This window comes from Thalassospira sp. UBA848 (assembly GCF_002295455.1).
Taxonomy (GTDB): Bacteria; Pseudomonadota; Alphaproteobacteria; order Rhodospirillales; family Thalassospiraceae; genus Thalassospira.
The window spans coordinates 1-8647 of sequence record NZ_DBGS01000132.1 but is presented as its reverse complement, the minus strand read 5'-3'; the positions used below and the strand labels follow the sequence as shown (position 1 = coordinate 8647).

8 protein-coding genes are annotated in these 8647 nt (G+C 56.0%); 1 reads left to right on the top strand and 7 read right to left on the bottom strand.

Annotated elements, in window-relative coordinates; all coding sequences use genetic code 11:
• The 5 genes from B2R48_RS18000 to B2R48_RS17980 form a co-directional block, all read right to left on the bottom strand.
• Positions 1-528: LexA family protein (locus B2R48_RS18000; protein WP_297003211.1), on the bottom strand; the 528-nt coding region annotated here is incomplete at its 3' end.
• 162 nt (positions 529-690) lie between these two features.
• Complete coding sequence (moaC, locus tag B2R48_RS17995) at positions 691-1170, bottom strand: cyclic pyranopterin monophosphate synthase MoaC (protein ID WP_297003209.1); 480 nt, start codon at positions 1168-1170, stop codon at positions 691-693.
• A gap of 41 nt (positions 1171-1211) precedes the next feature.
• Positions 1212-2009, bottom strand: a complete 798-nt coding sequence (trpC, locus tag B2R48_RS17990) for an indole-3-glycerol phosphate synthase TrpC (RefSeq protein WP_297003207.1) — start codon at positions 2007-2009, stop codon at positions 1212-1214.
• Positions 2006-3040 carry an anthranilate phosphoribosyltransferase gene (trpD, locus tag B2R48_RS17985; protein WP_297003205.1) on the bottom strand — a complete coding sequence of 345 codons (1035 nt, stop codon included), beginning with the start codon at positions 3038-3040 and terminating at the stop codon, positions 2006-2008. Before trpD ends, trpC begins: the two co-directional genes overlap by 4 nt.
• A 31-nt stretch (positions 3041-3071) precedes the next feature.
• Positions 3072-3644 (bottom strand): anthranilate synthase component II, encoded by a 573-nt coding sequence (locus B2R48_RS17980; protein WP_297003204.1) that lies wholly within the window; start codon positions 3642-3644, stop codon positions 3072-3074.
• A gap of 271 nt (positions 3645-3915) precedes the next feature.
• Between B2R48_RS17980 and B2R48_RS17975 the strand changes: the two genes are divergently transcribed.
• Positions 3916-5142 (top strand): divergent polysaccharide deacetylase family protein, encoded by a 1227-nt coding sequence (locus tag B2R48_RS17975; protein WP_297003202.1) that lies wholly within the window; start codon positions 3916-3918, stop codon positions 5140-5142.
• 71 nt (positions 5143-5213) lie between these two features.
• Here B2R48_RS17975 and trpE read toward each other — a convergent pair whose 3' ends face one another.
• Complete coding sequence (trpE, locus tag B2R48_RS17970) at positions 5214-6713, bottom strand: anthranilate synthase component I (protein WP_297003201.1); 1500 nt, start codon at positions 6711-6713, stop codon at positions 5214-5216.
• Between the two features lie 95 nt (positions 6714-6808).
• The coding region (locus B2R48_RS17965; protein ID WP_297003200.1) for a peptidyl-prolyl cis-trans isomerase at positions 6809-8647 on the bottom strand (1839 nt) is incomplete at its 5' end.

Below are 8647 nucleotides of genomic sequence, written 5' to 3'. Positions count from 1 at the left end.
GGCCTGCTCGCAACGCAGGATCAGGACGGTATCACCATCCAGAATGCCAGCCTCGACCATCGAATCACCCGATACTTCAAGCGCATAGTGATCACCGGTGCCAAGCAATGCTGCCGGGACTTGCACCATGGTGCTTTGATCGCGAAGGGCCTCGATCGGTGTACCTGCAGCAATCCGGCCATAAAGCGGCAGCCCGATGGATTCCCCGGCTTCGGAGAATGCGGTTGGCACGGTTGCAGGTCGATGCGGGGCCTTTCGCGCACTGGCAATCGAGGTCACATTGTTTGAAGTTTCCGACCCGTCATCCTCATTGTTTTCAGGCAGGCGGACCACTTCAAGTGCGCGCGCACGATGTGCAAGGCGGCGGATGAACCCGCGTTCCTCAAGGCCCGTGATCAGGCGGTGAATGCCGGATTTGGATTTAAGGTTCAGGGCCTCTTTCATTTCATCGAAAGAGGGCGAAATCCCGTGATCGCGAAGGTAATTGTCTATATAGACCAGCAACTCATATTGCTTGCGCGTCAGCATGATATTTCCCGAACCTGTAAAAAGAACAAAAAGGATACACAAATGTTCTACTTTAGTTCTTTTCGCCGGTCAAGCGGGTCTGTGCGATTAAAAACCTAAATCGAATAATCGCCGCCTTTATTTAAAAAATCTGAATAATGCACGCTTGAAAGCAGCCGGAAACTAATCTGCGGTGAAGGTCCCTGATTTGCCACCTTCTTTCCGGGTGACCCGCAAATCAGTAATCCTCATACTTTTATCAACAGCCTTGCACATATCAAAAACCGTCAATGCAGAGACCGAAGCCGCCGTCAGCGCTTCCATCTCGACACCGGTCTTGCCGGTCGTCTTGCAGGTGGCGATGATATCGACTGCATCAACGTCACTGGCAAGTTCGAGATCGACCGTGACAGAGGTCAGGGGCAGGGGATGACAAAGCGGGATCAGATCAGGGGTCTTTTTCGCCCCCATGATCCCGGCTAGCTGGGCAATGCCAAGAACATCGCCCTTTTTATGACCGCGATCCGCAATCAGCTTGGCCGTTTCGGAAGACATCAGAACCCGTGCTTTGGCAATGGCGGTCCGCGCGGTTTCTGCCTTGGCCGAAATATCAACCATCACCGCGTTGCCACCGGCATCAATATGGGAAAGCTTGTCTGCCATTATTTCTGTCCGATCCAGATCACGTTCAGGTCAGTTGCCAATCAGGCTGCAAGGCCCAGCAGGTTGCGGGTGGCGGTTTCGACGTCGTCCTGACGCATCAGGCTTTCACCAATCAGGAAGCACTGTGCGCCGACCTTTGCCATGCGGGCAAGATCATCGGGGGTAAACAGGCCGCTTTCAGCGACCAACAAACGATCATCACCGACCATGCTTGCCAGTTCCTCGGTCGTGGTGAGGGATGTTTCCATGGTCTTGAGATTGCGGTTATTAATGCCAAGCAAACGCGATTTGAGTTTCAGGGCGCGTTCGAGTTCCGGGGCGTTGTGCACCTCGATCAGGACATCCATGCCAAGGCTGTGCGCAGCATCTTCAAGCTCAGAAGCCAGGCTATCTTCAAGAGCTGCCATGATCAGAAGGATGCAATCAGCGCCAAGGGCGCGTGCCTCGGTCACCTGGTAGGGGTCCACCATGAAGTCCTTGCGCAGGGCCGGAAGATCGACGGCCGCACGGGCAGCGACCAGATAGCTGTCATCGCCCTGGAAATAGGGGATGTCAGTCAAAACCGACAGGCAGCTTGCCCCGCCGGCCTTATAGGCCTTGGCAAGTTCCGGCGGATTGAAGTCCGGGCGGATCAACCCCTTGGAAGGTGATGCCTTCTTGATTTCGGCGATCAGGCCATAGCGGCCATCGGCAACACTGGTTTCAAGGGCCGCGATAAAGCCGCGCGGGGCGGATTGTGTCTTTGCCTCGGCCTCAAGGGTCGCAAGGGACGTGCGCGCCTTGCAGGCCGCGACATGTTCGCGCTTGTCGTTGCAGATCTTGGTCAGTACGTCGCTCACGCCGGGTTTCCTTCGTTGGTGATCGCTACAAGGCCCTGCAGGGTTTCGGCAGCCTTGCCGCTATCAATGGCATCAGACGCCTTGTTGATGCCATCTGCAAGATCACTGGCAATGCCGGTGACCACAAGTGCTGCCCCGGCATTCATCAGAACGATATCGCGGTACGGGCCTTTCTGTGCGGCCAGCAGATCAAGAATTGCCTTGGCGTTGACATCGGCATCGCCGCCCTTGAGGTCATCAAGGGTCGCAGTTTCAAGACCGAAATCGCTTGGCGAGATTTCAAACGTGGTGACCTTGCCGTCCTTGACCTCGGCGACACAGGTCGGCCCGGTGGTCGAGATTTCATCAAGGCCGCTATGGCCATGCACAACCCAGGCATGGACCGAGCCCAAACGGTTCAGGACATGGGCAATCGGTTCAACCCACTGTTTGGCAAAAACACCAAGAACCTGACGTTTGGTCTTGGCCGGATTGGCCAGAGGACCGAGAAGGTTAAAGATCGTGCGCGTGCCCATTTCAACACGGGTCGGCATGACGTGGCGCATGGCCGAGTGATGACGGGTTGCCATCATGAAGCAAAGATTGATGTCGCGAAGCGCCTTTTCAAGAAGCTTCATATCCGCATCAAGATTGACACCAAGCGCCATCAAAACATCGGCAGAACCCGATTTGGATGAAGCCGCGCGGTTGCCGTGCTTGGCAACGGTGGCACCCGCAGCGGCCGCAACAATCGCAGCCCCGGTCGAAATATTATAGGTGCCGCTGCCATCACCGCCGGTACCGCAGGTATCGACCGCGTTTTCCGGTGCGATGATGCCGGTCGCCTTTTCACGCATGACACGGGCGGCGCCTGTGATTTCATCAATGGTCTCACCGCGAAGGCGCAAGCCCATCAGGAAAGCCCCCATCTGCGATGGCGTTGCCTGACCCGACATCAGCACGTTAAAGGCCACTTCGGCCATGCTTTCGCTCAGTTTCTCGCCATCTGCGACTTTGGCCAAAATAGGCTTCATATCATGATCAGTCGACATCGGGTCTTCCTTGGTTGCGGTCCAGCGCCGGTCAGGCACCGGCATAGTCGATAAAATTCTTAAGCAATGCGTGGCCATGTTCCGAAGCGATGCTTTCGGGATGGAACTGGACACCATGAATTTGATGGGTTTTATGACGAACGCCCATAATCAGACCATCTCCGCTTTGGGCGGTGATTTCAAGGCTGTCGGGCAAAGTTTCGCGCTCAATCACCAATGAATGATAACGGGTGGCTTCAAACGGGCTTGGCAGGCCAGCAAAAACGCTGGTGCCGGAATGGGTCATGGCATCGGTCTTGCCATGCATGCATTCGGGCGCACGGATGACCTTGCCACCAAAGGCCTGACCAATTGATTGATGACCAAGACACACCCCAAGAAGCTTGACCTTGCCCGCCGCAGCCTTGATCAGATCAAGGCAGATACCGGCCCGTTCCGGGTCACAGGGACCGGGCGAAATCACAATGCCTTCGGGATTGAGCGCCATGGCCGCATCCACGCTGATCTCATCATTGCGGCGCACTTCGACCTCGGGGCCGAGTTCGCGCAGATAGTGCCACAAATTGAATGTGAAACTGTCGTAATTGTCGATGAGGAGATACATCAGAAAGCGGGCTCATGCACATTAAGGTCGGCAGAGAATAAACGCCATTGTCGCTACGTCAAGCAGAAGCAGAGCAAGGCTTTTTTCGCTTTCGGCGCGTCCGTGATCGCGTAAGGGGTAATCCTTTAACCGTGCGCTAACCAGAGACGTTTTAAAAAGATTAAAATCATGCCGACAAGATCGGTGTATAATCACCATATGGGAAGCGGTTGTTCAGTGAACGAAACAGCCGCTACGAGCATCCCAGCAAACGAATACTGGAGACCACAGCGTGGCACGCCGGGCAACCCGGGCAACGACCGCCAAACGTAAGAGGGCGGCACCCAAGAAATCCACCCGTAAGAAGACCGCCCCGAAAAAGAAAACGGGTGGTATTGGACGTCTGATGCTGGGCGGGGCTTTTGTCGCGGGTACATTGTCGGCGATTATTGCGGTCGGCAGCATGCTTGAGCTTGATCGTGCCTCGGACGAATTTGGCCGCGCAGCGGATCAAAGCGCACCGAACTATGCCCTGGCCGAGCCGGAACCCACCCCGATGCTGCGCAAGGATTACAAGCTTTCTGATAAGGCTTCGGTCTCGGAACGTGGACGCACCGGGTATCTGGTCAGCGACAATGGCGAACCGACATCAGAGGATGTGCAGGAGAGGACAGGCGGATTATCGGACTTTGTAACCTCTCCGGCGTCACGCAAGCCAAAACGGGATGAAGAGATTCTTCCGGGTGATAGTGGCAATGATGGTCCTGCAAGCGCGGTTGCGTCAGCAGATCAGCCTTGGCGGAAATATGCCGCACTCACACAGGATACCGGCGACAAACCAGTGATCGCGATTGTGATTGACGATGCCGGTCTGGATCAGCCACGCACCGCCCGGACGGTTGATCTGCCGGGACCAATTACGATTTCATATCTGCCCTATGCCCGGGATTTGCAGGCACAGGTCAATGCCGCGCGCAATGCCGGGCACGAGGTGATGCTGCATATGCCGATGGAACCGTCATCGGCCACGATTGATCCGGGACCGCATGCCTTGCTGGCGCGCTATGATCGCCAGAAGATCCTTAATGAGATGACCTGGATGCTGGATCGTTTTGATGGCTATGTCGGTGTGAACAACCACATGGGCAGCAAGTTTACCGCCGACCCGGAGCGCATGCGTGTTGTCATGGAAGTCATGAAGTCACGCGGCCTGATGTTCCTTGATAGCCGTACAAGCGCAGACTCGGTCGGCTATTCAACGGCAAGCAGCTTTGGCGTTCCGGCAATCACGCGCGACATCTTTATTGATGATGCCGATGATGCGGCCAAGATCGCCGATATGCTGGCGCGTACCGAAAATGTCGCGCGCAAGCAGGGATTTGCCATCGCCATCGGCCATCCACGTGATCTGACAATCGGGGCGCTTCACAAATGGATCCCGGAAATTCAGGCCAAGGGCTTTGTGCTGGTGCCGATTACGGATGTTTTGCGCCGGTCGATGCAAAGTGTGACCGGCTAGGTTAATCTGACGGACACGAAAAAAGGGCTGCAGAATGTGACTGCAGCCCTTTTTGTTTGCGTGATACCGGATCAGGCGAAGCGATGGGCTTCGCGGGCAGCGGCCATGAGCGCGCCGGCCTTGTTCTGGCATTCCTTGTGTTCAAGTTCCGGTTTGCTGTCGACGACGACACCGGCACCGGCCTGAATGTGGATTTTCTCGTCCTTGATGACGGCGGTGCGGAGCGCAATGCAGGTATCCATAGAACCGTCGGCCGAGATATAGCCGATACAGCCCGCATAGATGCCACGCCGCACCGATTCCAGTTCATCAATGATTTCCATGGCGCGGACTTTGGGCGCCCCTGATACGGTTCCGGCCGGGAAGCCTGCCTTGAGTGAATCCATGGCGTCGTATTTGGTCTCGTCAATCTGGCCGACCACGTTAGAGACGATATGCATGACGTGGGAATAGTATTCGATCTGTTCGCGGTCGGTGACGCGCACCGTGCCCGGTTTGGAGACACGCCCGACATCATTGCGGCCAAGATCCAGCAACATCAGATGTTCCGAGCGTTCCTTGGGATCATCAAGCAGGTCTTGGGCCATGATCTTGTCGTCATCGGGCGTTTTGCCGCGGCGGCGGGTTCCGGCAATCGGGCGAATGGTGACTTCGCCGTCGCGGAGCCTCACCAGGATTTCCGGGCTGGCCCCGACGACCTGAAAACCGCCGATATCCAGATAAAACATGAAGGGCGACGGATTGATCCGACGCAAAGCCCGGTAAAAGGCAAAGGGCGGGAGCTGATAGGGCAGCGTGTAGCGCTGTGACAGCACAACCTGAAAGATATCGCCCGCCCGGATATAGTCCTTGGCCTTTTCGACCATGTCATGGAATCCGGCCTCGGTAACGCTGACCTTTGGTTCGGGCAGGGTATCGGGTACGGATTTGGAGCGACGGTCGATAAACAGATTGCGCTGGAACTGCTGGACCACGTCATTAAGACGCGCACAGGCCAGATCATAGGCCGCATCAGCCGAAATGCCGCTTTCCGGGCGCACTGGTGTCACCACGGTTACCGTGTCTTCGATGGTATCAAAACTTGCCGTGACAGTCGGGCGGATGAAGATGCCATCAGGCACATCAAGCTCATCCTTGTTGCTGTCTGGCAGCTTTTCCATCAGACGGACGGTGTCATAGCCCATATAGCCAACCAGACCGGCGCTCATGGGCGGCAGGTTGTCAGGCAGTTCGATGTAGCTTTCGGCGATCAGTTTCTTGAGGCTATCAAGCGGTGCGTCGGCTTCTGCCACAAAGGCATCCGCATCGGCCATCGCACGACGATTGACTTCGGCCTTGTTGCCAAAACACCGCCAGATCAAATCGGGTTTGAGGCCGAGGAAGGAATACCGTCCACGAACGGAACCACCTTCAACAGATTCAAGCAAATAGGTGTTTGGCATGCCTTCGGCGATCTTGAGAAAAGCCGAGACCGGCGTATCAAGATCGGCTGTGAGCGCGGTCCAGAGAACCTGCGAAATGCCGTTATCGTAGTTTTGCTTGAAACTGGTGAAATCCGGTTTGATTTCCATGGTCTGTCCGATGGTTTGGCTTGGCCGGGTTGGCTATATCGTCTTCGAGATAGAAAAAGGGCGACCAGATTTTCCCGGTCGCCCTTGTTTGCCTATCAGTTTGCAGCGGTCGGCGTATAGAGCTCGTTGATGACGCTGTTATTCACACTGACCGAGATTTCCTCGTTCAGGTAGTTGAGGTATTGCGCAAGGATGTCCTCGTTCAGGGCTTCCTTGAGCTCGTCATTTACCGGTTTGGCATCGGCCGTGTTGATGTCGGCGGCCTGAATGTCATCGAGCTTGACCAAGATGACGTCTTCGCCGGTCTGGATGGCTTTGGCATTGCCGTCCTCGAGGGTGAAGAGGGCCGCGGCAACTGCCGGGTTTACATCATCAGCAAGGCCACGGCCGGTGCGACGGGTCATGCCGGTTTCGCGAACCGTGGTTGCGTCGTCGGCTGCAAGGGTTGCGATATCCGCGCCGGTATTGTTGATTTTGTCAGCCAGTTCTTCGGCCTTTTCCATCATCAGGCGCTGGCGTTCTTCGGCGGTCCATGCGGCGACAACTTCGTCGCGGACTTCGTCAAAAGGACGCAGGGCCGACGGGGTTACGTTTTCAACACGAACAACATAGCGCGTACCCGAAGCGGTTTCTTCAAGGAAGCTTTCCTCGCCGTTTTCGAGTTCGAAGATCTTGGCGTTGATTTCTTCTGCGCCGTCAACGTTTTGACCAGCAAGGCCTTCGCCGCGAACAACACCGTCAAGCTTGTAGGTGCGTGCACCAACATCACGTGCGGCGTCTTCGATCGGGGTGCCTGCACCGAGTTCTTCGTCAAAGGTGGCGGCAAGATCATAGATCGCGTCTTCGGCTTTATACTGCTTAAGCCCGTCAACAATGATGTCACGCACTTCATCAAGGCTTTGCGTGCTGCCCGGCGTCACGGACGGAACGCGGATAATGTGCCAGCCAAGGGCTGTTTCGACAGGTTCGGAGATGCCGCCCTCTTCAAGGGCAAAGGTGGCTTCGCTCAGATCCGGCAAGATGTCATTGGCGGTGAATTCACCAAGTTTGACCATGGCTTCAGTCATGCCGGCATCTTCGGCAACCGCCATGAAGTCAGCACCTTCCGTCAGGCGGTTATAGGCTTCGCGCGCAGTCTGTTCTTCGTTCGGGGCAAACAGGATTTGCTCGACAGTACGTTTTTCCGGGGTCTGGAATTCCGGTTCGCGCTGCGCATAGGACTGTGCGATTTCTTCCTCGGTCACGGTGATGGTCGGGACCAGGTCAGCCGCACTCAGCGTTGCCAGCGTGACATCGCGGCTTTCAGGTGCGGTGAACTGTGCGGCGTTATCTTCGTGATAGGCCCGAAGGGTTGCGTCATTGGCGACCGGGATGTTGGCAAATTCGTCCTTGCTTAGCGCAAAGAAAGACCCGCTGCGCTGTTCATTACGATAGGCAACGATTTGACGCGCCATGATGTCCGGGACGGTGGCAGGGCTGGTCAGGCTGTCAACGACCTGCTGGCTCATCATGTCACCACGCACACCATTGATGAATTCATTTTCGGTGTAGCCTGCCTGATAAAGCGCCTGCATGAAACGGTCACGGCTGAACTGCCCGGTGGCCGGGTCCTTGAAGCTGTCAGACGAGAAGATCTGTTCGCGGACTTTATCGTCGCTGATGCCGATGCCGATATTCTTGGCATCTTCACGCAGGATTTTCTGGGATACGAGCGACTGCACCGTATTGTTCAGAAGGCCCATCTGGATGGCCTGCTGCTGGTTAAAGTTCGGTCCGAACATGTTTCGCATATTCTGGACACTGCGCTGGAAGGCGCGGTCCAGTTCGACCGGGGTGATTCTTTGGCTGCCGATTTCGGCAACTTCACGCGAGGTGCCCAGATTGAGCATTGATGCGTTCAGGCCCCAGATCACGAAGCTCAGTGCAATCACGCC

Bases quoted from the DNA above. Each gene is read 5' to 3' on its own strand.
- trpE (WP_297003201.1), bottom strand. From the start codon at position 6,713: ATGGAAATCAAACCGGATTTCACCAGTTTCAAGCAAAACTACGATAAC.
- B2R48_RS17980 (WP_297003204.1), bottom strand. From the start codon at position 3,644: ATGTATCTCCTCATCGACAATTACGACAGTTTCACATTCAATTTGTGG.
- trpD (WP_297003205.1), bottom strand. From the start codon at position 3,040: ATGTCGACTGATCATGATATGAAGCCTATTTTGGCCAAAGTCGCAGAT.
- moaC (WP_297003209.1), bottom strand. From the start codon at position 1,170: ATGGCAGACAAGCTTTCCCATATTGATGCCGGTGGCAACGCGGTGATG.